General features: G+C 60.4%; 18 protein-coding genes. 14 read left to right on the plus strand and 4 right to left on the minus strand.

The window, feature by feature from the left end; all coding sequences use genetic code 11:
- Positions 1–64: 64 nt before the first annotated feature.
- The 10 genes from tssE (at position 65) to NDJ82_RS04965 (ending at position 18,668) form a co-directional block, all read left to right on the plus strand.
- On the plus strand, positions 65–580 hold the full coding sequence (tssE, locus tag NDJ82_RS04920; protein ID WP_005792513.1) for a type VI secretion system baseplate subunit TssE: 516 nt from the start codon (positions 65–67) through the stop codon (positions 578–580).
- Positions 577–2,436 (plus strand): type VI secretion system baseplate subunit TssF, encoded by a 1,860-nt coding sequence (tssF, locus tag NDJ82_RS04925; protein ID WP_099586040.1) that lies wholly within the window; start codon positions 577–579, stop codon positions 2,434–2,436. The genes tssE and tssF overlap by 4 nt, the downstream gene beginning before the upstream one ends.
- Entirely contained in the window at positions 2,400–3,443 is a 1,044-nt protein-coding gene (gene tssG / locus NDJ82_RS04930) for a type VI secretion system baseplate subunit TssG (protein ID WP_099586041.1), read from the plus strand. Before tssF ends, tssG begins: the two co-directional genes overlap by 37 nt.
- Positions 3,436–6,090, plus strand: coding sequence for a type VI secretion system ATPase TssH (gene tssH, locus NDJ82_RS04935; RefSeq protein WP_099586042.1), 2,655 nt, complete (start codon positions 3,436–3,438; stop codon positions 6,088–6,090). The genes tssG and tssH overlap by 8 nt, the downstream gene beginning before the upstream one ends.
- Before the next feature lie 86 nt (positions 6,091–6,176).
- Positions 6,177–8,117 (plus strand): type VI secretion system Vgr family protein, encoded by a 1,941-nt coding sequence (locus tag NDJ82_RS04940; protein WP_250925021.1) that lies wholly within the window; start codon positions 6,177–6,179, stop codon positions 8,115–8,117.
- 15 nt (positions 8,118–8,132) lie between these two features.
- Positions 8,133–8,567, plus strand: a complete 435-nt coding sequence (locus NDJ82_RS04945) for a DcrB-related protein (protein WP_099586044.1) — start codon at positions 8,133–8,135, stop codon at positions 8,565–8,567.
- A 12-nt stretch (positions 8,568–8,579) separates the two neighbouring features.
- Complete coding sequence (locus NDJ82_RS04950; protein WP_191946686.1) at positions 8,580–12,941, plus strand: RHS repeat-associated core domain-containing protein; 4,362 nt, start codon at positions 8,580–8,582, stop codon at positions 12,939–12,941.
- Entirely contained in the window at positions 12,935–13,393 is a 459-nt protein-coding gene (locus NDJ82_RS04955) for a hypothetical protein (protein WP_099586046.1), read from the plus strand. Before NDJ82_RS04950 ends, NDJ82_RS04955 begins: the two co-directional genes overlap by 7 nt.
- 201 nt (positions 13,394–13,594) lie before the next feature.
- The gene (locus tag NDJ82_RS04960; RefSeq protein ID WP_250925022.1) at positions 13,595–18,049 is read left to right on the plus strand and encodes an RHS repeat-associated core domain-containing protein; all 4,455 of its coding nucleotides are present in this window, start codon (positions 13,595–13,597) and stop codon (positions 18,047–18,049) included.
- Positions 18,050–18,068: 19 nt separating this feature from the next.
- Positions 18,069–18,668, plus strand: a complete 600-nt coding sequence (locus NDJ82_RS04965; protein WP_099586047.1) for a hypothetical protein — start codon at positions 18,069–18,071, stop codon at positions 18,666–18,668.
- A gap of 100 nt (positions 18,669–18,768) precedes the next feature.
- Here NDJ82_RS04965 and NDJ82_RS04970 read toward each other — a convergent pair whose 3' ends face one another.
- From NDJ82_RS04970 to NDJ82_RS04980, 3 genes are all read right to left on the minus strand, one after another.
- On the minus strand, positions 18,769–19,044 hold the full coding sequence (locus NDJ82_RS04970; RefSeq protein ID WP_003176958.1) for an HU family DNA-binding protein: 276 nt from the start codon (positions 19,042–19,044) through the stop codon (positions 18,769–18,771).
- Between the two features lie 191 nt (positions 19,045–19,235).
- Positions 19,236–20,384, minus strand: coding sequence for an NAD(P)/FAD-dependent oxidoreductase (locus NDJ82_RS04975; protein ID WP_250925023.1), 1,149 nt, complete (start codon positions 20,382–20,384; stop codon positions 19,236–19,238).
- A gap of 37 nt (positions 20,385–20,421) precedes the next feature.
- On the minus strand, positions 20,422–20,589 hold the full coding sequence (locus NDJ82_RS04980) for a rubredoxin (RefSeq protein WP_017528588.1): 168 nt from the start codon (positions 20,587–20,589) through the stop codon (positions 20,422–20,424).
- 196 nt (positions 20,590–20,785) lie between these two features.
- Between NDJ82_RS04980 and NDJ82_RS04985 the strand changes: the two genes are divergently transcribed.
- Together NDJ82_RS04985 and ubiA are read left to right on the plus strand one after the other, a co-directional pair.
- Complete coding sequence (locus tag NDJ82_RS04985; protein WP_112192779.1) at positions 20,786–21,349, plus strand: chorismate--pyruvate lyase family protein; 564 nt, start codon at positions 20,786–20,788, stop codon at positions 21,347–21,349.
- Entirely contained in the window at positions 21,349–22,239 is an 891-nt protein-coding gene (ubiA, locus tag NDJ82_RS04990) for a 4-hydroxybenzoate octaprenyltransferase (RefSeq protein ID WP_191958796.1), read from the plus strand. Before NDJ82_RS04985 ends, ubiA begins: the two co-directional genes overlap by 1 nt.
- Before the next feature lie 112 nt (positions 22,240–22,351).
- On the opposite strand, the gene NDJ82_RS04995 is transcribed toward ubiA, so the two are convergent.
- Positions 22,352–22,729, minus strand: a complete 378-nt coding sequence (locus NDJ82_RS04995; RefSeq protein WP_158879253.1) for a COG4315 family predicted lipoprotein — start codon at positions 22,727–22,729, stop codon at positions 22,352–22,354.
- Between the two features lie 155 nt (positions 22,730–22,884).
- Here NDJ82_RS04995 and phoB point away from each other — a divergent pair, with 155 nt between their 5' ends.
- Together phoB and phoR are read left to right on the plus strand one after the other, a co-directional pair.
- On the plus strand, positions 22,885–23,574 hold the full coding sequence (gene phoB / locus NDJ82_RS05000; protein WP_003231714.1) for a phosphate regulon transcriptional regulator PhoB: 690 nt from the start codon (positions 22,885–22,887) through the stop codon (positions 23,572–23,574).
- Positions 23,575–23,656: 82 nt separating this feature from the next.
- Positions 23,657–24,943, plus strand: coding sequence for a phosphate regulon sensor histidine kinase PhoR (phoR, locus tag NDJ82_RS05005; RefSeq protein ID WP_250925094.1), 1,287 nt, complete (start codon positions 23,657–23,659; stop codon positions 24,941–24,943).
- Positions 24,944–25,000: the final 57 nt, after the last annotated feature.

A 25,000-nucleotide genomic window follows, 5' to 3' on the forward strand; every position in this document is an offset into this window, starting at 1 on the left:
CATGGCTTCGCGCCATGGCCCAAGACATTTGTTTCTCTCGCAACCCGTCCGTGGAGCTGCTTTGGTGGTAACTGAAATCGCTTCCCGCGACCGTCTGCAGCCGTCCTTGCTGGACCGGCTGACCGACGACGATCCAACCAACCCGAAGGAAAGCGCCGACAAACGCGTGCTGTCCCTGACCCAATTGAAAGCCTCGGTCTTGCGCGACCTGGCGTGGCTGCTCAACACCACGTCGTTGCTCGATGCCGATGCCACGCTGCACACCCCGGCCGGCACTTCGGTGGTCAATTACGGCCTGCCGGCGCTCGCCGGCAACAGCGTTTCCAGTGTCGATATCAAGGCCCTGGAAGCCCTGATCTACCAGGCCATCGCCACCTTTGAGCCACGCATTCTGCGTCACACCCTGCGGGTCAAAGCCCGTGTCGGCCATGGCGAAATGAACCACAACGCCCTGAGTTTCGAGATCGAAGGCGACCTGTGGGCGCAGCCGGTGCCGTTGCGCCTGTTGCTGCAAACCGACCTCGACCTGGAATCCGGCCACGTGCGCGTGGTCAATGCCGACCAGCGGAGACGCCCATGAACCCGCGCCTGCTGGAGCTGTACAACCAGGAACTGCACCACGTGCGCGAAAGCGCCGCCGAGTTCGCCAAGGAATACCCGAAGATCGCCAGTCGGCTGACGTTGTCCGGTATGGACTGCGCCGACCCGTACGTCGAACGCCTGCTCGAAGGCTTTGCCTACCTCACGGCCCGCGTACAGCTCAAGCTCGACGCCGAGTACCCGACCTTCACCCACAACCTGCTGGAAATCGCCTACCCGCATTACCTGGCGCCAACCCCGTCGATGACCGTGGTGCAGTTGCAGACCGATCCCGACGAAGGCTCCCTGGCCAGTGGTTTCCCCCTGCCCCGCGACACCGTGTTGCGCGCCGCCCTGGGCCGCGAAACCCAGACCTGCTGCGAGTACCGCACCGCCCACCCGGTGACGTTGTGGCCGTTGCAGGTCAGCAACGCCGAATACTTCGGCAACCCCGCCGCCGTGCTCGGCCGCCTGGCCGCCAGCGAACCCAAGGCCAAGGCCGGTTTGCGCCTGACCCTGCGCACCGGCGCCGAATTGCCGTTCAACAGTCTCGACCTGGACAACCTGCCGCTCTACCTCAGCGGCGCCGACGAGCAACCGTTCCGCCTCTACGAGCAACTGCTGGGCAACGCCTGTGCGGTGTTCGCGCGCAAGCCCGGTGGCGATTGGGTTGAGCGCTTGCCCCAGGACGCATTGCGCTCCCGGGGTTTTGACGATGCCGACGCGGCCATGCCAGTGGTAGCGCGGGCGTTCCAGGGCTATCGGTTGTTGCAGGAGTACTTCGCCCTGCCCCATCGCTTCCTGTTCGTCGAATTCGCCGAGCTGAGCCGTGCGGTCAAACGCTGCGATGGCCAGGAACTGGAGCTGATCGTACTGTTCGACCGCCACGAACCGAGCCTGGAAGGCAGCGTCGGCGCGGCGCAGTTCCTGCCGTTCTGCACGCCGGCGATCAACCTGTTCCCCAAGCGCGTGGACCGTATCCACTTGTCCGACCGCGTCAACGAACACCATGTGATCGCCGACCGCACGCGGCCGATGGATTTCGAGATTCACTCGCTCAGCGGCATCACCGGCCACGGCACCGGGCCGGAGCAGCCGTTTTTGCCGTTCTACGCGGTGCGTGACCCGTCCCGTTACGGCCGTGACCAGGCCTACTACACGGTGCGTCGCGAGCCCCGCGTGCTGTCCAGCGACCAACGTCGCAACGGCCCGCGCTCCACCTACGTGGGCAGCGAAACCTTCGTCAGCCTGGTGGACAGCCGCCAGGCACCCTACGGCCACGACTTGCGCCAGTTGGGCGTGACGGCGCTGTGCACCAACCGCGATTTGCCGCTGTTCATGAGCGTGGGCAATGGCAAGACCGACTTCACCCTGGCCGACAGCGCCCCGGTGCTGGCCGTGCGCTGCGTGGCGGGCCCGAGTCGCCCGCGTGCCAGCCATGCCCATGACGCCAAGGCCTGGCGCCTGATCAGCCAGTTGTCACTCAACTACCTGTCTTTGAGCGAGCAAGGCCAGGGCGCCGGCGCCTTGCGCGAACTGCTGCGCCTGTACGGCGACAGCAACGATGCGGCGCTGCAATTGCAGATCGAAGGCCTGCGCGACGTCAGCAGCAAAGCCGTGACCCGCCGCCTGCCGATGCCCGGCCCGATTGTGTTTGGCCGTGGCCTTGAGATCACCTTGGAATTCGATGAAAACGCGTTTCGCGGCACCGGCGTGTTCCTGCTCGGTGCGGTGCTGGAACGCTTCCTGGCACGCTACGTGTCGATCAACAGCTTTACCGAGACGGTGATCCGTACCACCGAACGCGGCGAGATCATGCGATGGAAAGCCAAGCCCGGGCGGCGTCCGACCCTGTGAGTACCCTGGATGCGATGCATCAGGAGCCCTGGGAATACGATTTCTTCCAGGCATTGCGGCGTATCGAGTGCGAATCGCCCGAGCTGCCGCGCCTGGGCCATTCCCTGCGCCTGGCCGATGACCCGCTGCGTCTTGGGCAACAGGCCGATTGCACCTTCGCCCCGGCCACGCTGGCCTCGGTCGATCCCGGTGGCGACGGCAAGCCGGCGCGGCTGGAGCAGTTCTTTTTCGGCCTCGGCGGCCCCAACGGCCCGCTGCCGCTGCACATCACCGAGTATGTGCGTGAGCGCCAGCGCAACAACGCCGACAGCACCAGCAAGCAGTTCCTGGACGTGTTCCATCACCGTCTGCTCAGCCTGTTTTACCGCGCCTGGGCCGAGGCCCGGCCGACGGTCAGCCATGACCGCCCGGACGATGACTACTGGTCTGCACGCCTCGCCGCCCTGAGTGGCCGGGGCATGCCAAGCCTGCTCAACCAAGGGCTGATTCCCGACACCGCGAAGCTGCATTACAGCGGCCATTTATCCGCACAGACCCGTTATCCAGACGGCTTGAAGGCGATCCTCAGCGAGTATTTCGGCCTGCCGGTGGCGATTGAAGAATACGTCGGCCAATGGCTGGAACTGCCCGAGCGCAGCCGCGTGAGTGTCAGCGCCAACCGGTTGGGCGTGGACTTCTGCCTGGGCAGCCATGTGTGGGACCGCCAGCATAAATTTCGTATTCGCCTCGGCCCGCTCACGCTGGATGACTACATGGGCATGCTGCCCGGCCAACAGCCGTTCAACGAGCTGGTGGCGTGGGTCGCCGAGTACCTGGGCCATGAATTGGACTGGGATCTGAACCTGGTTTTGCAACAACCCGAAGTACCGGCGCTGCAACTCAACGGTCAGTTCCGCCTGGGCTTCAACACCTGGCTCGGCCGCCCTGCGGTTGACGCCAACGACCTAATCCTGGCCCGGCATTACGCCGATCACGCCACCACCTCAAGGAATCCAGAGCATGGGTGAAATCAGTCGCGCCGCGTTGTTCGGCAAACTCAATAGCGTGGCCTACAAGGCCATCGAAGCCGCCACGGTGTTCTGCAAATTGCGCGGTAACCCGTATGTGGAACTGGCCCACTGGTTTCACCAGTTGCTGCAACTGCAGGACTCGGACCTGCACCGCATCATCCGCCAGTTCAACGTGGAGCCGGCGCGCCTGGCCCGTGACCTGACCGAAGCCCTGGACCGCCTGCCGCGCGGCTCGACGTCGATCACCGACCTGTCGTCCCATGTGGAAGAAGCCGTGGAACGCGGCTGGGTCTACGGCAGCCTGATGTTCGGCGAAAGCCAGGTGCGCACCGGTTACCTGGTGCTGGGCATCCTCAAGACGCCAAGCTTGCGCCATGGGTTGCTGGGCTTGTCGTCGGAGTTCGACAAGATCAAGGCCGAGGCCCTGAGCGAACGCTTTGACGAGTACGTCGGCGACTCCCCGGAAAATGCCCTTAGCGCCAGCGACGGCTTCAACGCCGGGGTGCCAGGCGAAGCCAGCGGCGCGATGGCGCCGAGCGCGATGGGCAAGCAGGAAGCGCTCAAGCGTTTCACCGTGGACCTGACCGAACAGGCGCGCAGCGGCAAGCTAGACCCGATTGTTGGCCGCGATGAAGAAATTCGCCAGTTGGTCGACATCCTCATGCGCCGACGCCAGAACAACCCAATCCTTACCGGTGAAGCCGGGGTAGGCAAGACCGCCGTAGTCGAAGGTTTTGCCCTGCGCATCGTCGCCGGTGATGTGCCGCCGGCACTGAAAGACGTGGAACTGCGCAGCCTCGACGTGGGCCTGCTGCAAGCCGGCGCCAGCATGAAAGGCGAGTTCGAACAGCGCCTGCGCCAGGTTATCGAAGACGTTCAGGCGTCACCCAAGCCGATCATCCTGTTCATCGACGAAGCCCACACGCTGGTGGGTGCCGGTGGCGCCGCCGGGACGGGCGATGCGGCCAACCTGCTCAAGCCCGCCCTCGCCCGTGGCACCTTGCGTACCGTGGCCGCCACCACCTGGGCCGAGTACAAGAAGCACATCGAGAAAGACCCGGCCCTGACCCGCCGTTTCCAGGTGGTGCAAGTCGCCGAGCCGTCGGAAGACAAAGCCCTGCTGATGATGCGCGGCGTGGCCTCGACCATGGAAAAACACCACCAGGTGCAGATCCTCGACGAAGCGCTGGAAGCGTCGGTGAAGCTGTCGCACCGCTACATCCCGGCGCGCCAGTTGCCGGACAAATCCGTGAGCCTGCTGGACACCGCCTGCGCCCGCGTCGCCATCAGCCTGCACGCCGTACCGGCCGAAGTGGACGACAGCCGCCGCCGCATCGAAGCCCTGGAAACCGAGCTGCAAATCATCGCCCGCGAGCATGCCATCGGCATCGACATTGGTGCACGCCAGAGCAACAGCGAAGCCTTGCTGACGAGCGAACGTGAACGCTTGGCGACACTGGAAAGCCGTTGGGCCGAAGAGAAAACCCTGGTGGACGAGTTGCTCGCCACCCGCGCAACCCTGCGTGAAAAAGCCGGGGTGGTGGACAGCGGCAACGATGAATTGCGTGCGCAATTAATCGACTTGCAACAGCGCCTCACCGCGCTGCAAGGCGAAACACCGCTGATCCTGCCGACCGTGGATTACCAGGCCGTGGCCTCGGTGGTCGCTGACTGGACCGGTATTCCGGTGGGCCGCATGGCGCGCAACGAACTGGAAACCGTGCTCAACCTCGACCAGCATCTGAAGAAACGCATCATCGGCCAGGACCATGCCTTGCAGATGATCGCCAAGCGCATCCAGACCTCCCGCGCCGGCCTCGACAACCCGAGCAAGCCGATTGGCGTGTTCATGCTCGCCGGCACCTCCGGCGTGGGCAAGACCGAAACCGCCCTGGCCCTGGCTGAAGCCATGTACGGCGGTGAGCAGAACGTGATCACCATCAACATGAGCGAGTTCCAGGAAGCCCACACGGTGTCGACCCTCAAGGGCGCGCCACCGGGCTATATCGGCTACGGCGAAGGCGGCGTGCTGACCGAAGCGGTGCGGCGCAAGCCCTACAGCGTGGTGCTGCTGGACGAAGTGGAAAAAGCCCACCCGGACGTGCATGAGATCTTCTTCCAGGTGTTCGACAAGGGCGTGATGGAGGACGGCGAAGGCCGGGTGATCGACTTCAAGAACACCCTGATCCTGCTGACCACCAACGCCGGCACGGAGCTGATTTCCCAGGTCTGCAAAGACCCGGCGAACATCCCCGAGCCCGAGGAAATAGCCAAGGCCCTGCGCCAGCCACTGCTGGAGATTTTCCCGCCGGCGCTGCTGGGCCGCCTGGTGACGATTCCGTACTACCCGCTGAGTGACACGATGCTCAAGGCGATTACCCGCCTGCAATTGGGGCGCATCAAGAAGCGTGTGGAGAGCACCCACAAAGTCGCCTTCGACTACGACGACGCGGTGGTCGACCTGATCGTCTCGCGCTGCACCGAAACCGAAAGCGGCGGGCGCATGATCGACACCATCCTCACCAACAGCCTGTTGCCGGACATGAGCCGTGAATTCCTCACGCGCATGCTCGAAGGCAAGGCGTTGGCGGGGGTGCGGATCAGCAGCCGGGATAACGAGCTGCACTACCAGTTCAACGATTGACCTGACGGAACGCGGAAAAAAATGTGGGAGGGGGCTTGCCCCCTCCCACATTTGGATTGGGTTCCTTCAGCTATTAGGGTACTTCGATGCTTTTTAACCAAGCCTCACGCCTGGCCAAGATCACCAGCCCCCTCGGGCCGGATGTGCTGTTGCTCAATGAAATGGGCGGCGGTGAAGAACTGGGGCGGCTGTTCAACTATGAGCTGCAACTGACGTCCCTGGACGCCAACATCGATCTCAACCAGTTGCTGGGCAAGTCGATGAGCGTCGGTGTGCAACTGGCGGACGGTGGCGAGCGGCACTTCAACGGCATTGTTGCGCGCTGCAGCCAGAACATCGACCGGGGCCAGTTCGCCAGTTACCAAGTGACGCTGCGCCCGTGGTTCTGGCTGCTCAGCCGCACCTCGGACTGCCGGATTTTCCAGAACCTGAGCATCCCGCAGATCATCAAGCAGGTGTTCCGCGACCTGGGTTTTTCCGACTTTGAAGACGCCCTGAGCCGGCCGTACCGCGAGTGGGAATACTGCGTGCAGTACCGCGAGACCAGCTTCGATTTCGTCAGCCGCCTGATGGAACAGGAAGGCATCTACTACTTCTTCCGCCATGAACAGGACCGCCACGTGCTGGTGCTGGCCGACGCCTATGGCGCCCACACCACCGTGCCGGGCTATGCGTCGATCCCGTATTACCCCAAGGATGAGCAGCAGCGCGAACGCGACCACATGCACAATTGGCACCTGGCGCAGGAAGTGCAGCCGGGTTCCCTGGAGCTCAACGACTACGACTTCCAGCGCCCCAGCGCCAGCATCGACGTGCGCTCGGCCATGCCGCGCCCGCACACTGCCGGCGATTACCCGCTGTACGACTACCCCGGCACCTATGTGCAAAGCGCCGACGGCGAACACTACGCGCGCACCCGCATCGAAGCCCTGCAAACCCTGCATGAGCAGATCGAGTTCAACGGCAATGCCCGCGGCCTCGGTTCGGGCCACCTGTTCAGCCTCACCGGCTTCAGTCGCCAGGACCAGAACCGCGAATACCTGATCGTCGGCTGTCGCTATCTCATCGTCCAGGAAAGCCTGGAAAGCGGCGGCGGCTCAGGCTCGGCGCAGTTCGAAAGCAGCCTGACCTGCATCGACGCCCAACAAAGCTTCCGCCCCCTGGCGAGCACCTATCGCCCCATCGTCAAAGGCCCGCAGACCGCGTTGGTGGTGGGCCCCAAAGGCGAGGAAATCTGGACCGACCAGTACGGCCGCGTGAAGGTGCACTTCTACTGGGACCGTCACGACCAATCCAACGAAAACAGCTCGTGCTGGATTCGCGTGTCGCAATCCTGGGCCGGCAAGAACTGGGGCTCGATGCAGATCCCACGGATCGGCCAGGAAGTGATTGTCAGCTTCCTCGAAGGCGACCCCGACCGGCCGATCATCACCGGCCGGGTGTACAACGCTGAGCAGACGGTGCCCTACGACTTGCCGGAAAACGCCACCCAAAGCGGTATGAAAAGCCGCTCCAGCAAGGGCGGCACACCGGCCAACTTCAATGAAATCCGCATGGAGGACAAGAAGGGGTTGGAGCAGTTGTATATCCATGCCGAGCGTAATCAGGACATCGTGGTGGAGGTGGATGAGAGCCATTCGGTGGGGCATGACCGTAATAAAAGCATTGGGCACAACGAGACGGTGACCATTGGCAACAACCGCCTGCGCGTCGTCAAGCAGGAAGACATCCTCTCGGTGGGCCAGAGAAAGACCGACAGCATCAGCCAGAGCTACGTGATCGAAGTGGGTGAAAACCTGCGTCTGGTCTGCGGCGAAAGCATTCTGGAGCTCAACGCCAGCGGGCAGATCAACCTGACCGGCGTGCAAATCAGCTTCTACGCCAGCGGCGATGCCGAGTTCAACACCGGCGGCGTGCTGCACCTGAACAATGGTGGCGGCGCTGGCGCCACGCCCGACGGCCAGGGCGTCAAAGCCAGCATCGACGCCAATATCAAAGCCGCTTTTCCAGCGCCTAAAGGCTCCTGACGAGATCTGTTTGCCATGACGTACCGAATCAACGAATTCCAGCTTCAACTGCCGGCCGGCGAGCTTCAGGACGCGACGATCAACATCCTCAAGTTCCCCGAACTGGGCACGTCCCTAATCATCAGCCGCAGCTTGCTGGCCGATGGCGAAACCCTGCACAGCAACTTCAATGACCAGCTCCAGCGCCTGGAAAAGCAGGTGCAGGACTTGCGCTACCAACCGGGCGTCGACGTGCGCCTGGGTGCCGCGCAGGAAGTCGAAGGCATCGAACTGCGCAGCCAATTCAACAAGGGCAATGACAAGGTGTTCCAGTATCAGCTGGCGTTGGTGATACCGGGCACGCGCAAAATGCTCGCGTTGAGTTACGTGAAGGCGGACAAGCTTGGAGATACCGAGGCGGCGCATTGGGCGCTGATAAAAAACTCGCTGTCGTTTGACGCTATTTCTTGATGAGCCAATTGCATGTCTGACGCGTTATGGGCTGCCCGGCTAGGCGATGCGCTGACCCACACTTCCATGATGGCCGATATCCTCGGCGGTGTATTGGAGGTGGCGGCCAACGTGGCGATTACGGCACTCGCAACCGCTGCGGTGGCGGCGGCAATAGGTGTGACGGTCGCAACCGCCGGTATTGGCGGCTGCATCCTCGGCGCGGTGGTGGGCATCGTCGTCGGCATGGCAATGAGCAAGACGGGGGCCGATAAGGGCCTCAGTAAGATGTGCGAGGATTTCAGCAACGCACTGTTTCCGCCCGTGGTGGAAGCGACGATTGCGGTGGGTTCAACCAATACTTTCGTCAACAGCATTCCGGCGGCCCGAGCGGCAGGTTCAATTCCTTCTCATGTTGCGCCTGCGGGCACTGAACTCGAACAAGCGCCACCTGAGCCCGACTCTATGCCGCAAGCAGAACCAGGCTTTCTGGATATGGCCGAGGGCTTCTTCTCCCAACTCTGGCGACCAACCGTCGCAACGCCAGCTCCAGGCGTTGTGCCTGCGCTTACCGACATGGTGCTGTGCGCCCGTCACCCGCCGATGCCGCCCCAGCTTCTCGCCGAAGGTTCGGACAAGGTCACCATCAACGGCCAACCCGCCGTGCGCAGCGGCGACCGCAGCATGTGCGACGCGACGGTGGTGTCGTCGGGTTTGATCTCGCCGAACGTCACGATTGGTGGCGGAACGGTGGTGGTGCAAGAGATTCGTAGCGGCAAGACGCCAGGCGTTGGGCTGGCGATTGAAGCGCTGATGATGCTCAAAGGAGCGAAAGGCAAGGCGCTAAGCGACTTGCCCTGCATGTTGCTCAGCGGCGTCTCATCCTATGCGGTCAGCCAGGCCATGGGCGCTGCCGCCAATGCGACGATGGGTTCACCCAACCCGGTGCATGCGGCGACAGGGGCGAAAGTGTTGGGAGGCGATACCGAACTGGACTTCGTATTGCCAGGTATCTTGCCGATCGATTGGCAGCGCTTCTACAACAGTCGGGATGAGCGCCGCGACGGCATGTTTGGCGCGGGCTGGAGCGTTTCGTATGAGGTAAGCGTAGAAATCCTGGCGCATCCGGATGGCGGCGAAGAACTTATCTACACCGACGAACAGGGTCGGCGTATCAACCTGGGTTCGGTGGCGCTGGGCAGCGCGATGTTCAGTCCAGGCGAGGGTTTGAGTGTTCGGCGTCATCGTAACGGTCAATTGTTGATCGAGCGAGATGACGGTCTCTATCGCTTGTTTGATCCAACCCCGACAGCCCGATCAGTGCTACGCCTGAGCCAGTTGGGCGACCGAAATGACAACCGTATTTTCCTCGAGTATGACCCACAAGGGCGCCTGGTCGGCCTGCGAGATACCTTCACGCTGGTGCAGATTGAGCTGGTCCGCGAGCTTGATCGGGTAATCCGGGTCGAGCGTATTCACTCCGATCAACGCCGGGAAACGCTCGCCAGTTATAGCTATGACCTGAACGGCAGTTTAGCCACCGTTACTGATGCGACCGGTCATGTCCAACGGCGCTTCGCCTACGACGCTGGCCTGCGGATGACCGAGCATCAACTGCCCACTGGGTTGCGGTGTTTTTACGATTGGGGCTTGGTTGAAGGGCGCGAATGGCGTGTCGTTCGGCACTGGACCGATGAGGGCGATGAGTACCGATTCGATTACGACTTGAGCGCAGGGGTGACACGTATCACCGACAATTTGCAGCGCGTAAGCATGCGTCTGTGGAATCTGCAGCACCAGATCATTTCGTCCACGGACAACCTTGGCCAAACGTGGCGGTTCGAGTGGAATGACGAACGTCAGATGCTGAGTGCGACCGATCCTCAAGGCGGGCGGTACTCGTTCAACTATGACGAAACCGGAAACCTGATCAGTGAGCAAGACCCCCTGGGGCGTATTGACTCAACCCTGTGGCTGGCGCATTGGGCTTTGCCGCTGATACAGACGGATCCCGCTGGAAACAGCTGGCACTACCGATATGACGCACGCGGAAACTGTATTTGTGCAACCGACCCACTGGGGCATAGCACCCACTACCGTTACGACGTACACGGCCAGGTCGTGGAGATCGTCGACGCGATGGGCAAGAGCAAAAAGCTGCGTTGGAGCTCTCTGGGACAGCTGATCGAGCATATTGACTGCTCCGGCTACCCGACGCGCTTGAGCTATGACAGTCGGGGCTATCTGGCAGTCATCGCCGATGCCTCGGGTGAGCGAACTCAATTCGGCCATGACCCGCGTGGTCGGTTGCTCATGACTCAGTTTCCGGACGGACGAACAGAGCACCTTCAACGTGACGCCAGCGGGCAGCTGGTAAATTACATTGATACTGCGGGACATACCACGCTCTATCAACATAATCGCCGAGGCCAAGTACGCCTGCGCATCGATGCACATGGCCGGCAGGTTCAGTTTGGGTATGACGCCTACGGACGATTGCAAACGCTGGCCAACGAGAATGGCGAGAGCTACCGGTTCGCCTGGGACGATGGGGACCGATTGGCAGAGCAGTACAACCTCGATGGCAGTAGCAAACGATATGAATATGACTCGCTGAACAACATAGTGACAGTCAGCCTCGTACCCGCACCTTACGGGAACAGGCTCGACCTTATGCCATCAACCCCCACGGCCCCCCTCGTTTATCAGCTTTCACGGGATGCAGTGGGACGGCTCACCCAAAAAGAGACCGTGGATGGCATCACTGACTATACCTACGCACCTACAGACCAATTGGTGGCGGCTACATTCACCGACAGGCACGGGCGACGCCAGGAGTTGACGTTTGCCTATAATGGCCTTGGGCAACTGCTGAAAGAAGCTAGCCACTCAGGCACGCTTGAACATCACTATGACGAACTGGGTAATCTGATCCAGACCCAATTGCCCGATGGTCGCTGGCTCAGTCGTTTGCGCTACGGCAGTGGCCACCTGCATCAGATCAATCTGGACGGCCAGGTGATAACTGATTTCGAACGTGACCGTCTGCACCGTGAAGTGTTACGCACCCAAGGCCAGATCAGTACGTGCAGCGAATACGACCGCAACGGTCGCTTGCGCTCGCGCTCACGGCAACAGACAGGCCCACTCTACAGGCGACCCGGCGCGATACAGAAACATTTCGAATACGACCCGGCAGATAACCTTGTCGGCAAGTTGGATCAACATCTCTCCGGCCAACACCGTCAGTTGTTCCATTACGATTCCACCGGACGCATTATTGCCAGTCAGGACAGTACGGATGGCCAGCAGGAGACTTTCGCGTACGACGCTGCGGCAAACTTGCTGGATGGACCAGATGCCGGCACCGGGTTCGTCGTTCATAACCAAGTGATCACCTATCAGGATAAACGTTACCGCTACGACGGCTGGGGTCGGATGATCGAAAAGCGCAGCGGTCGCCATGGCGTACAACGCTTTCGCTACGACGCGGAAAATCGATTGATAGAAGTGCTTAACGAACGCGGCCATACCGTCACGATGACCTACGACCCACTCGGCCGGCGCATAGAGAAAGCCGAGCGGGACCATAAAGGACACTTATTGGGCAACACGTGCTTCATATGGGACGCGGCGCAACTGCTGCAAGAGCACCGTCATCAGCAAACCAGTCTCTATATCTATGGTGATAGTGGCTATGAAGCGCTGGCGCGGGTGGATGGAACAGGCCCGCTGCAAAAGGTCCGGTACTACCACAGCGACCTTAATGGCATGCCGGAGCTGTTGACTGAGGCGGATGGCTCCAGCGTTTGGCAGGCCCATTACCGAGTGTGGGGAAATACCTTGAAAGAGGTACGTGAACCTTACTACATAGAAGAGCAAAACCTGAGATTCCAGGGGCAGTATCTGGACCGGGAGACCGGACTGCACTACAACACCTTTCGTTTTTACGACCCGGATATCGGAAGGTTCGCCACCCCTGACCCGATTGGCCTGAGCGGGGGGTTGAATCTATATACCTATGCGCCGAACCCCTTTGGCTGGATCGACCCATGGGGCTGGTCCTGCTGGAGCACTTCGCGGAAAAAATTCTGGAAGGAGGAGGCGACCAATAACGCATCGCGCTACTCAAAAAATAACCTGGCGCGTATGAAAGACGGCTTGGCTCCGCAAATGAAAGTGGAAGTCGTCAACCGCAAGACGGGCGCGGTTGAGGAGAGAGTGGTTTCGATGGAGCTGCACCACCGTGATATACCTCAGCGTACAGGCGGTACGGGCGTCCATGATTCAAAAAACCTCGATGCACTGACCCCGTGGGACCATGAGGCCGCGGATCCTTATAGACATACCGGATATGATCTTTCCAAAATAATCACGGGTATCGACAAATGGTAAATATTGACGACGTTAAGGCGTTCATAGAGAGCGATCACTATCAGGCCATGTTGCTGGCGGTTCAGGAGCAGTTGAATCTCGACATTAACGAGAGTCAGCCCTCGGACATACTTTTCCAACACGACGCCAATAAAATCAATATCGCCAAAGTAGATATCGACGCGCTTGAACAGCTTTTAGAGCACCGTAAAGTCGGGCTTGTACCGTTCGTAAGAGCAAAGCTATCGACACTTATGTCGACCGCTCACGAGCAAGAGGGAAATCAGGACGAGGATAAAATAGTCAAAACCCTCCCTTTCTATAAAAATTTCCTGATCATCTATTTGCTTGAGCTGTTCTTCCTTGAGAACGCACCTGAACAACTGGATGCTTATCTGAAAGGCATACGCATACCCAACAGTAAGAAATACAAAGAGCAACTAGTGAAAATCCATGCAGCACTGGACCATTGAAACCCATATTAAGGTGGGCGTCCCAACTCAGTCGGCGTGCCATTTTCACTACCACGCTGCTGCCTGGCAAGCGAGGGCTTGAAAGACAAGCTGTGGTGAATGGCGCGTCAGAACTGCTTTGATGAGCATGTCGTAACCAGACCAAGAGACCAACTGGCATTGGAAAATCTCAAGTGAATGCCGTGACGCTGGACAAAACGCGTGCCTGACGCACTCTGGGCTGCCCGCATGGGCGATGCGCTGACCCACACTTCCATGATGGCCGATATCCTCGGCGGTGTGCTGGAGGTGGCGGCTAATATCGCGATCACCGCCGTGGCGACCGCTGCCGTGGTCGCGGCCACCGGCATTACCGTCGCCACCGGCGGGCTCGGCTGCTTCCTGTTGGGCGCAGTTGTGGGCACGATTGTCGGCCTGGCCATGAGCAAGACGGGCGCGGACAAAGGCCTGACGAATTTATGCGACAGCTTCAGCAACGCGCTGTTTCCGCCCACGGTGCAGGCCAACATTCTCACCGGTTCCACCGACACACTGACCAACAGCATCCCCGCAGCCCGTGCCGCCGGGGCGATCAGTTCCCACGTCGCGCCAGCCGGTACCGAGCTGGAAGAGCCCGCGCCTGAACCCGAAGCCAGCTATCTGGACATGGCCGAGAGTTTCTTCTCGCAGATGTGGCGTCCGACCGTTGCGACACCGGCTCCCGGCGCCGTGCCCAAGCCGCTGGACGTGGTCGTGTGCATGAAGCACCCGCCGATGCCACCGCAGTTTCTGGCCGAGGGTTCGGACAAGGTCACGATCAACGGCCAGCCGGCGGTGCGCAGCGGTGATCGCAGCACCTGCGATGCAACGGTGGTGTCGTCGGGGCTGATCTCCTCCAACGTGACCATTGGCGGCGGCTCGGTGGTGGTGCGTGAGGTTCGCAGCGGCAAGACACCGGGCGTCGGGCTGGCGGTGACGGCGTTGCTGATGCTCAAGGGCGGCAAGGGCAAGTTCTTCAGCAAGCTGCCGTGCATGTTGATCGGCGGCGCGACTTCGATGGCTGTCAGCAGTGCGATGGGCGCAATGGCCAACGCGGCGATGGGCTCATCGAATCCGGTGCATGCGGCGACGGGCGCGAAGGTACTGGGCGATGTCGAGGAACTGGATTTTGTGCTGCCCGGCATCCTGCCGATTGACTGGCAACGCTTCTACAACAGCCGCGACGAACGCTCGGGCAGCCTGTTTGGTGCTGGCTGGAGCGTGCCCTATGAAGTGTGCGTAGAGATCCGTGCGCATCCCGAAGGCGGCGAGACGTTGGTGTACACCGACGAGCAGGGACGCCCGATTGACATGGGTTCGATCCCGTTGGGCGGCGCAGTATTCAGCGCCGGTGAAGGGCTCGCCGTGCGGCGACACCTCAATGGGCAGTTGCTGATCGAAAGTGATGATGGTCTGTACCGCTTGTTCGAACCCACTGCCAGCCCGTCGCAGTTGCGCCTGAGCCAGCTCGGCGACCGCAATGACAACCGAATCCATATCGACTACGACGAAACCGGACGCCTGGTGCGGCTGCGCGACACGTTCGACCTTGTGCAGGTGGAGCTGATCCGCGATCAAGGTCTATTGGCGCGAATCGAGCGTGTGTACCCCGACCAGCGTCGTGAAGTGCTCGTCAGCTATGCCTACGACGCAGCCGCAAGCCTAGCCGAAGTACGCGACGCGACCGGCCAGATACAGCGTCGCTTTGTTTACGACAACGGTCGCCGGATGGTGGAGCACCAACTGCCCACCGGATTGCGCTGCTTTTATGAGTGGGCGTTGGTTGAAGACATGGAATGGCGTGTGGTTCGACATTGGACCGACGACGGCGACGCCTATCAGTTCGACTACGACTTGCAAGCCGGTCTCACGCGCATCAGCGACGGCTTACAGCGCGTCAGTTCCCGGTATTGGAACGCACAGCACCAAATCATTGAGTACAACGACAATCTCGGTCAGACCTGGCTTTTTGAGTGGAACGACGAGCGCCAACTGCTCAGTGCCACTAACCCGCAGGGTGGCCGCTATGCGTACAGCTACGATGACCCCGGCAACCTGATCGGCGAGAGCGATCCATTAGGGCGCAATAATTCAATAGTGTGGTTGGAGCATTGGGCGTTGCCGGTTTCGGTGACTGATAGCGAGGGCAACACCTGGCATTCACGCTACGACTCGCGGGGCAACTGTATTGTCGAGACCGACCCGCTGGGTCATATCACACGGTATCGCTACGACAGCAGCGGACAACCGGTAGAGATCATCGATGCAACGGGGAAAAGTAAACGGCTGCGTTGGAACCCGTTCGGTCAACTCATTGAGCATATTGACTGCTCCGGCTACCCGACGCGGTTCAGCTACGACGAAAGAGGTTATTTGCAGGTCATCACTGATGCACTGGGTGAGCGTACGACATTCGTACACGACGTCCAGGGTCGAGTGCTGAGCACTCAACTTCCGGATGGGCGTATTGAGTATTTCCAACGCGACACCATCGGCCAACTAACGGCTCATACCGACTTCGCCGGGCACTCTACACACTACCTGCGAAATCGAAAGGGGCAAGTCCGCCAGCGCGTCGACGCGCACAATCGCGAGGTCAACTTTGCCTATGACAGCTATGGCCGGCTGCGCACATTGACAAACGAGAACGGCGAACGATATCGCTTCGAATGGGACGCCAATGATCGTGTGACCGAACAGCAGGATTTGGATGGGAGTATCCGCCGCTATCACTACGACGTACTGAACAATATTTCGCGCATGGAAGCGGTTGCAGCACCGTACGGTAGCGGGATGGCAGTAGTCACGGCCGTGCTCGAACCGACTGTCGTGCATGACTTTGAGCGCGACGCGGCAGGGCGACTGGTGGGCAAGGTCACCGATGATGGCCGTACTGAGTACACCTACGACTTACTGGACCAACTCAAGGCTGTCACCTTTACCCATAAGACAGGCCAGCAACAAACCGTCTGCTTCAGCTATGACGCCCTGGGTCGAGCTGTAGAGGAGAAAACCGCAGCAGGTGCGTTACAGCATCACTACGACGAGCTGGGAAACCTCAACCAGACGCGCTTACCCGATGGGCGCTGGCTCAATCGCCTCTATTACGGCAGCGGGCACCTCCATCAGATAAACCTAGACGGACGTGTCATCAGCGATTTCGAGCGCGACCGTCTACACCGTGAAGTACTGCGTACTCAGGGGTATCTGAGTACACGCCAGCATTATGATCGCTGTGGCCGTCTGCGCTCCCGCGAACGCGGCCACATCACCCGGGCATCTGTACTGCCTGGCGCAGTACAAAAACAGTTCGAGTACGACACCGCCGATAACTTGGTGGGCAAGCTTGAGCAACAGACCGATGGCCAGCACCGTCAATTGCTGCATTACGATGCAACCGACCGAGTCATCGCCAGCCAGGACAATTTTGCAGCACGACACGAAACCTATTCCTACGACGCCGCTGCCAACCTGCTCGATGGCCCACAACCCGGGGCCGGGCTGGTGGTGCACAACAAGCTCCTGACTTTCCAGGACAAACGCTATCGCTACGACGGTTTCGGCCGGATGATCGAGAAGCGCAGTGTCAAGCGCGGCGTCCAGCGTTTCGCCTATGACGCCGAACATCGTCTGATCGAAGTACGAAATGAACAGGGCGGGCAGCAATCGGTCGTGCACATGACCTATGACCCGCTGGGCCGACGAACATCCAAGACAACCCACGACGCAAATGGCCAACTGCTGAGCGAGACTCGATTCACTTGGGACGGGTTACGGTTGGTGCAAGAGCACAAATATGCGCAGACAAGTCTTTATATCTATGGTGACGAAAGCCACGAACCCCTGGCTCGGGTTGATGGAACAGGCGCCCAGCAAAAAGTGCGCTATTACCATAATGACCTGAACGGGCTGCCCGAGCTGCTTTCGGAAAATGATGGCCAGACAGTTTGGCAAGCCAGCTATCAGGTATGGGGAAACACCGTTCGGGAAACGCGTGAACCCTACTACATCGAAGAACAGAACCTGAGATTCCAGGGGCAGTACCTGGACCGGGAAACCGGCCTACATCACAATATTTTTCGCTACTACGATCCGGACATCGGCCGCTTCACTACGCCTGACCCCATTGGCCTTGCCGGGGGACTGAATCTTTACCTGTATTCAACGAATCCACTGACGTGGATCGACCCCTACGGCCTGAACCCGAAGGATTTGGTACGGTACAAGCCCAAGAATTCCGTTACACCCAAGGCCGGCGGCCGTGGGACAGCCATTAATCGGGCCTGGGGAGAAGAGCGGGAACTCGTGAGCCGCGGTGGTGGTTCAAGAGACTGGGCGCCCCATGAGCGAGACTTGATCGAAAATACCAAGAGCAATGCCCGCTTGAACTCTTTGATGTCCAAAGCGGGTTACACCGGCCACCATATCAACAGTGTCGAAGGTAACGGTGCACTGGGCAAGGCCTGGAAAGGTGACCCACGGAACATTGTATTCTTGCAAAACGCGAACCATCCAAGTGGCATTGACGAACACTTGAACAGCCCCCAAGGGCACAGGAAGAATTACGGTAATGCAGGCAAAGGCCGATTGATCGACCGAGCCAGGACACCGGCTACAAAACCCGGCTGCGGTAAATAGGTTTCCATTGGAGAAGAATATGAGCGCCCTTGATAACGCATTTAAAGAACTGCGCCGCGTCCACAAGAAATTTGACATCGAAGGTCGCTTCGAAAACAACGGCCAGGCAAACGCCAAATGGCCGCAAACCCTGCCTCGGTCCGCTGAGATGGACTCCTTCTACGAACTTTGCGAGCCGGTCGATGTGGAAGTCGAAACGGGCTTGACCCCCATCTGCTTTTTCAACTTGGACGCATTGGAAGACGGTCAAGTCGGCTTCAAGTGGGCAGGCGAATCCAACAAGACTGAGTTGAATGGGAACTGGCCTGCGCAACACTTGGTTTTCATGGATGACATAGGCGGTGGCAAGCCCGTTATCGCGGTGACCGATATGCCAGGCACACCCGTACTGGCGAGCTACGATGCCGTAGCACCGTTCAAGATTGCCGACTCTCTCGCTGATTTCCTGCTGGCATTCGCCAAGACTGTCGAGATCGTCCATGGAAAATTCGACATCTTTGATATCTACAACGACGATGATGAGCTTTCTAGCACGTTCGTGAAGTTACTCAAAAAGGAAGTCAGCCCCTTGTTGGGCGAGGATAACTACGAACGCTTTTTTGACTATTTCTACGGTTGAGCCCAAGCCCATAATCAGCCCCAACAAAAATGGGCACCCAACCCAGTCGGCGTGCCCATTCTTCTTACCGCCCCGCCTCCCTTCGAGACGGTACTGCGCGTTAAGCGTTAACGGTATCTTTCAGCGATTTACCCGGTTTGAACGCAACGGTATTGCTCGCCTTGATTTTCACTGGCTCGCCAGTTTGCGGGTTTTTGCCGGTGCGGGCGCCGCGGTGGCGTTGCAGGAAGGTGCCGAAGCCAACCAGGGTGACGCTGTCCTTGCGGTGCAGGGCGCCGGTGATTTCTTCGAGAACGGCGTTGAGGACGCGGTTGGCCTGTTCTTTGGTGAGATCCGCTTTTTCAGCGATTGCGGCTGCGAGTTCTGGTTTACGCATGTGTGAAGCCTCTTTGACGGTTTTTTGTTGTTATGTCCGTGCCGCTCTCTGACGGAACGGCGCCCAAAGCGCCGCAGGCTCTACTCTGCGGCAGACGGAAGTGAGGATGGCATGCCCTCGCACGCTCCGCCAGCCTCGCGGCGACCTTTCTGGGGTGAAAAACGTGCTTATTCCGACAGAACGACCAGCATTTACGCCAGTAGCGGCGGAAGTTCTTTGTTGAGGGCCAGTTTTTCCATCACGGCTGTGCCCGTCAGTGCGTAACCCAGCAGACGACCGCTGGCGTCGCGGCACAGGGCCTTGATGTCGGCGCCCTGGCCCTCGACGCTCCATACACCTTCGGTGCCCCGTGGTGGCGGCGAAACCACCAGCGGGCAGACCGGGGTTTTCACGGTGACGGGCATCGGGCCGTAACTGACGGCTGTCGCGTTGCCTGCCAGCGTCTGGGCCAGGGCGCGGGCGCAGGTCATCAGGGGCATGACGTACAGCAGGTTCAGGCCGTCGACCTCGGCGCAGTCGCCCAGGGCGTAGATATTGGCGTGGGAGGTCTTGAGGTGGCGGTCCACCATGATCCCACGGTTGATTTGCAGGCCGGCAGCGGCCGCCAGGTCCACACGCGGACGCAGGCCGACGGCCGAGACCACCAGGTCACAGGGGATCACGTCACCGTCCGACAGATGCGCTTCAAGCCCATCCGCCGTGCGCTGCAGGCGGTTGAGCACCGGGCCCAGGTGGAACCGCGCACCCAGGCCTTCCAGGCCAGCCTGTACAGCGGCAGCGGCCGCCGGATGCAGCAGGGTTGGCATTACTTGTTCGCACGGGGCGACCAAGTCGATTTCATAGCCGCCGAGGATCAGGTCGTTGGCGAATTCACAGCCGATCAGGCCGGCGCCCAGCAGTAGCACGCGGCGTTTGCCGGCCGCGGCAGTGCGAAAGCGCGCGTAGTCTTCAAGGTCGTTGATCGGGAAAATCAGTTCTGCAGCGTCGCCTTCAACCGGCACGCGCACGGTTTCTGCACCCCAGGCCAGGATCAGGTCGCGGTAAGCCACGGCTTCCTCGCCGATCCACAGGCGCTTGTGGCCCGGATCGATGCCGCTGACGCGGGTGTGGGTACGCACTTGGGCCTTGAGTTGCTCGGCCATGGTGCCCGGTTCGGCCATGCTCAGGCCATCGGCTTCCTTGTTTTTGCCAAAGCCGGTGGAGAGCATGGGCTTGGAGTAGGAGCGCCCGTCATCTGCGGTGATCAGCAACAAGGGGGTTTCGCTGTCGAGTTTGCGAAACTCCCTGGCTACGTTGTAACCGGCCAATCCTGTGCCGATGATCACGACAGGTGCGTTCATTCCTTTCTCCTTGTAGTACTTTTCTGAAAGCTGAAAATTAGCCGATTTCGATCATTTCGAAATCCATTTTGCCCACGCCGCAATCCGGGCACAGCCAGTCTGCCGGGACATCTTCCCAACGAGTGCCGGGCGCGATGCCGTCATCAGGCCAGCCGTCTGCTTCGTTGTAGATAAGGCCACAGACGATACATTGCCACTTCTTCATTACGTGCTTCCTCAGGTTCAGGCGTCTTGGCCGGCGGTCGATGGATCCAGCGTTGCCGCGCGGCTCAGGGCGTTTTGTACTGATCGGGGCCGGCAGATGCAAGCGCGATCGACGCAAGGTGCCGGTTGAGCCCGGCAAAAGTCCAGGGTGCCATGGTAAGCTCGCCGCCTCTTTTGCTGCCAATTACTGACTCTCCGTGCCGCATTCAACCGCCCTCCCCGATGCTTGCCAATGGCTGATCCAGAGCCGTTTGAGCCCTCTGCCCACGCCCTTGACCCTCAATTGGCTGTTCGATGAAGGCTCGCTGACGCGACGGCTGACATGGCTGTCCGACGAGGCTTTCAGCGTGACGCCGCTGTTCGAAGGCTGGCAGCCGTTGCGGGACGATGAGTGCGTGGCCCTTGACCTGGCCCCGGCCACTGTTGGCTGGGTGCGCGAGGTGTATCTGCGCGGGCACGGCCAACCGTGGGTGTTTGCCCGCAGCGTGGCGGCGCGCAGTGCCTTGCAGGGCGACGGGCTGCACATGGATGAGTTGGGCAGCCGCTCACTGGGCGAGTTGCTGTTCTGCGATCAAGCGTTCACGCGCCAAGCCATCGAGGTGTGCCATTACCCACGGCAATGGCTGCCGACTGCCGATCAGGCCGATGAGCTGTGGGCGCGCCGCTCACGTTTTGATCGTGGGTCGCTGAGCGTGCTGGTGGCGGAAATCTTCCTGCCGAGCTTCTGGCACGCGCTGCATGACCATCCGGAGAACCGCTGATGTACCAACGTCTGCTCAAATCCCTGAACCGCCTGAATCCCAGGGCCTGGGACTTCATCCAACTGACCCGCATGGACAAGCCCATCGGCATCTACCTGCTGCTGTGGCCGACGCTGTGGGCGCTGTGGATTGCCGGCAAGGGTTCGCCTTCATTTATCAATATCGTGATTTTCGTACTGGGCGTGGTGCTGACTCGGGCCGGTGGCTGCGTGATCAATGACTGGGCCGACCGCAAGGTTGACGGCCATGTGAAACGCACCGAGCAACGCCCGTTGGTGAGCGGCAGGATCAGTTCCAAAGAGGCGCTGGTGTTTTTTGCAGTGTTGATGGGCATCAGTTTCCTGCTGGTGCTGCTGACCAACGCCACCACCATCCTGTTATCCCTTGGCGGATTGGCGCTGGCGGCGAGTTACCCGTTCATGAAGCGCTACACCTATTACCCGCAGGTGGTATTAGGCGCCGCGTTCTCCTGGGGTATGCCGATGGCGTTCACCGCCGAAACGGGCCACCTGCCAGCCACGGCGTGGTTGTTGTACATCGCCAACCTGCTGTGGACGGTGGGCTATGACACCTATTACGCGATGACCGACCGGGACGACGACCTGAAGATCGGCGTGAAGTCCACCGCGATCCTGTTCGGCGATGCCGACCGCGTGATCATCCTGACCCTGCAGAGCCTGGCGCTGGTGTGTCTGTTGCTGGCAGGGGCGCAGTTCGAGCTGGGCGGCTGGTTCCATCTGGGGTTGCTGGCCGCTGCGGGCTGCTTTGCCTGGGAGTTCTGGTACACCCGTGACCGGGACCGCATGAAGTGCTTCAAGGCGTTTTTGCACAACCACTGGGCCGGGTTGGCGATTTTTGTGGGGATTGTGGCGGACTACGGGTTTCGCTGAGGTTTTTGTGGTGGCTGTACCGGCGCCATCGGGGCAAGCCCCCTCCCACAGGGGTACGCATTCCCACTGTGGGAGGGGGCTTGCCCCCGATGCTTTCAGCGGCGCCGCAGGCTTATGGCTTGATGATGTGCCACGCACCGCCCTTGCCATCTCCGGTCTTGTCACCGGCCTTCATGTCGTCCTTGTAGGTGTACACCGGCTTGCCTTTGTAGGCCCACTGGCTGGTCTGGTCATCACGGGTAATAACCGTCCAATCGCCCGTCTTTGTGTCTGTGGATTCAGCTTTCAGCGGCGGCCAGTTGGTCGCGCACTGGTCCTTGCACACCGACTTGCCCTCGGCATCCTTATCGAAGGTGTAGAGCGTCATGCCCTTGTGATCCACCAACATGCCGCCTTGGGTCATCGCAGGCTCCCCCGCAAACGCCAGGCCTGGCAGCGTCAACGCGGCCGTTACCAGCAGGGCTTTCCAGGAAACAGTACGGTAAGTCATCGGAACCTTCCTTTTGTGGTTGTCAGGATTCGGACCCAAAGGGTAGTCCAGAGTGCCGTGATTTGCCCGAGCGACTAAATTACTGTCACACGACTGCAATAATTCCGTTATCTAATGCGGCGCAAGACAGTTAAATGACAAGAGGATTTTTGAGCATGGTTGGCAGGAGCATTCTGATTGTTGACGACGAAGCGCCCATCCGCGAGATGATCGCCGTTGCGTTGGAAATGGCCGGCTACGACTGCCTGGAGGCGGAGAACTCCCAGCAGGCCCATGCCATTATCGTCGACCGCAAGCCGGACCTGATCCTGCTGGACTGGATGCTGCCCGGCACCTCCGGCATCGAACTGGCCCGTCGCCTCAAGCGTGATGAGCTGACCGGGGACATCCCGATCATCATGCTCACCGCCAAGGGCGAAGAGGACAACAAGATCCAGGGCCTGGAAGTCGGCGCGGATGACTACATCACCAAACCCTTCTCCCCACGGGAGTTGGTAGCGCGTCTGAAGGCCGTATTACGCCGCGCCGGCCCGACCGACGGCGAAGCGCCGATTGAAGTCGGCGGCCTGATCCTCGACCCGATCAGCCACCGCGTCACCATCGACGGCACGCCGGCCGAGATGGGCCCTACCGAATACCGCCTGCTGCAATTTTTCATGACCCACCAGGAACGCGCCTACACCCGTGGCCAGTTGCTGGACCAGGTGTGGGGCGGCAACGTGTATGTGGAGGAGCGCACCGTCGACGTGCATATCCGCCGCTTGCGCAAAGCCTTGGGCGATGCCTACGAGAATCTGGTACAAACCGTGCGCGGCACCGGCTACCGGTTCTCCACCAAAGGCTGAGCCAACCCTTCTCCTTCCTTAACAGCTGACAAGGACGCATGTTTAAGTGAACCAGAACTGGCATGGCACCCTGATCCGCCACATGCTCCTGTTGATCACCGGCTGCTTGTTGGTCGGGCTGATCAGCGGCTACTACGGCTGGAGCCTGGCCATCGGCATCGGCCTGTACCTGGGCTGGACCCTCAAGCAACTGCTGCGCCTGCATGAATGGCTGCGCCAGCATAAGCCCGACGAAGCACCACCCGACGGCTACGGCCTGTGGGGCGAGGTGTTCGACAGCATCTACCATCTGCAACGCCGCGACCAACGGGTGCGCGGGCGCCTGCAAGCGGTGATCGATCGGGTGCAGGAGTCTACCGCCGCGCTCAAGGACGCGGTGATCATGCTCGACAGCGACGGCAACCTGGAATGGTGGAACCGCGCCGCCGAGACCCTGCTGGGCCTCAAGACGCCCCAGGACAGCGGCCAGCCGGTGACCAACCTGGTGCGCCACCCGCGCTTCAAGGAATACTTTGAGCAGGACAATTACGAAGAAGCCTTGGAAATCCCCTCGCCGACCAACGACCGGGTGCGTATCCAGCTTTACCTGACGCGCTACGGCAACAACGAGCACCTGATGCTGGTACGCGACGTGACGCGCATCCACCAGTTGGAGCAGATGCGCAAAGACTTCGTCGCCAACGTCTCCCACGAGTTGCGCACGCCGCTGACGGTGATCTGCGGCTACCTGGAGACGCTGCTCGACAACGTCGACGAGATCAACCCGCGCTGGAGCCGTGCCCTGCAGCAGATGCAGCAACAAGGTTCGCGCATGCAGACGCTGCTCAACGACCTGCTGTTGCTGGCCAAGCTTGAGGCCACCGATTACCCCTCGGACAACCATCCGGTGGGGGTGCAAAGCCTGTTGCAGACCATCAAGAATGACGCCCAGGCCCTTTCAGGCGAACGCGGGCAGCAGATCAGCCTGGAAGCCGACCCGCAGGTGTTGCTCAAGGGCAGCGAGGGCGAATTGCGCAGCGCGTTCTCCAACCTGGTGTTCAACGCCGTGAAGTACACCCAGGACAAGGGCACCATCCGCATCCGCTGGTGGGCCGACGAGCAAGGCGCCCACCTGAGCGTGCAGGACTCCGGCATCGGCATCGACGCCAAGCACCTGCCGCGCCTGACCGAGCGCTTCTACCGCGTCGACTCCAGCCGCAACTCCAATACCGGCGGCACCGGGCTGGGCCTGGCGATCGTCAAGCATGTGCTGCTGCGCCACCGTGCGCGCCTGGAAATCAGCAGCGTGCTGGGGCATGGCAGCACCTTTACCTGCCATTTTCCGCCGGCGCAGGTGACGCGTTCGCGCGCAATCGGCAAAGACGAATAACACAAATACAACGCCGGGCTAATGTGGGAGGGGGCTTGCCCCCGATAGCAATGGGTC

The sequence above is a fragment of the Pseudomonas sp. SR18 genome (assembly GCF_023701505.1).
Lineage (GTDB): Bacteria > Pseudomonadota > Gammaproteobacteria > Pseudomonadales > Pseudomonadaceae > Aquipseudomonas > Aquipseudomonas cyclaminis.

Coding starts and splice junctions, on each gene's coding strand:
- NDJ82_RS04940 (WP_250925021.1), top strand. CDS start 6,177: ATGCTTTTTAACCAAGCCTCACGCCTGGCCAAGATCACCAGCCCCCTC.
- NDJ82_RS04970 (WP_003176958.1), bottom strand. CDS start 19,044: ATGCGTAAACCAGAACTCGCAGCCGCAATCGCTGAAAAAGCGGATCTC.
- NDJ82_RS04945 (WP_099586044.1), top strand. CDS start 8,133: ATGACGTACCGAATCAACGAATTCCAGCTTCAACTGCCGGCCGGCGAG.
- tssH (WP_099586042.1), top strand. CDS start 3,436: ATGGGTGAAATCAGTCGCGCCGCGTTGTTCGGCAAACTCAATAGCGTG.
- NDJ82_RS04955 (WP_099586046.1), top strand. CDS start 12,935: ATGGTAAATATTGACGACGTTAAGGCGTTCATAGAGAGCGATCACTAT.
- ubiA (WP_191958796.1), top strand. CDS start 21,349: ATGTACCAACGTCTGCTCAAATCCCTGAACCGCCTGAATCCCAGGGCC.
- phoB (WP_003231714.1), top strand. CDS start 22,885: ATGGTTGGCAGGAGCATTCTGATTGTTGACGACGAAGCGCCCATCCGC.
- tssF (WP_099586040.1), top strand. CDS start 577: ATGAACCCGCGCCTGCTGGAGCTGTACAACCAGGAACTGCACCACGTG.
- NDJ82_RS04965 (WP_099586047.1), top strand. CDS start 18,069: ATGAGCGCCCTTGATAACGCATTTAAAGAACTGCGCCGCGTCCACAAG.
- phoR (WP_250925094.1), top strand. CDS start 23,657: ATGCTCCTGTTGATCACCGGCTGCTTGTTGGTCGGGCTGATCAGCGGC.
- NDJ82_RS04995 (WP_158879253.1), bottom strand. CDS start 22,729: ATGACTTACCGTACTGTTTCCTGGAAAGCCCTGCTGGTAACGGCCGCG.
- NDJ82_RS04975 (WP_250925023.1), bottom strand. CDS start 20,384: ATGAACGCACCTGTCGTGATCATCGGCACAGGATTGGCCGGTTACAAC.
- tssG (WP_099586041.1), top strand. CDS start 2,400: ATGGAAAGCCAAGCCCGGGCGGCGTCCGACCCTGTGAGTACCCTGGAT.
- NDJ82_RS04950 (WP_191946686.1), top strand. CDS start 8,580: ATGTCTGACGCGTTATGGGCTGCCCGGCTAGGCGATGCGCTGACCCAC.
- NDJ82_RS04980 (WP_017528588.1), bottom strand. CDS start 20,589: ATGAAGAAGTGGCAATGTATCGTCTGTGGCCTTATCTACAACGAAGCA.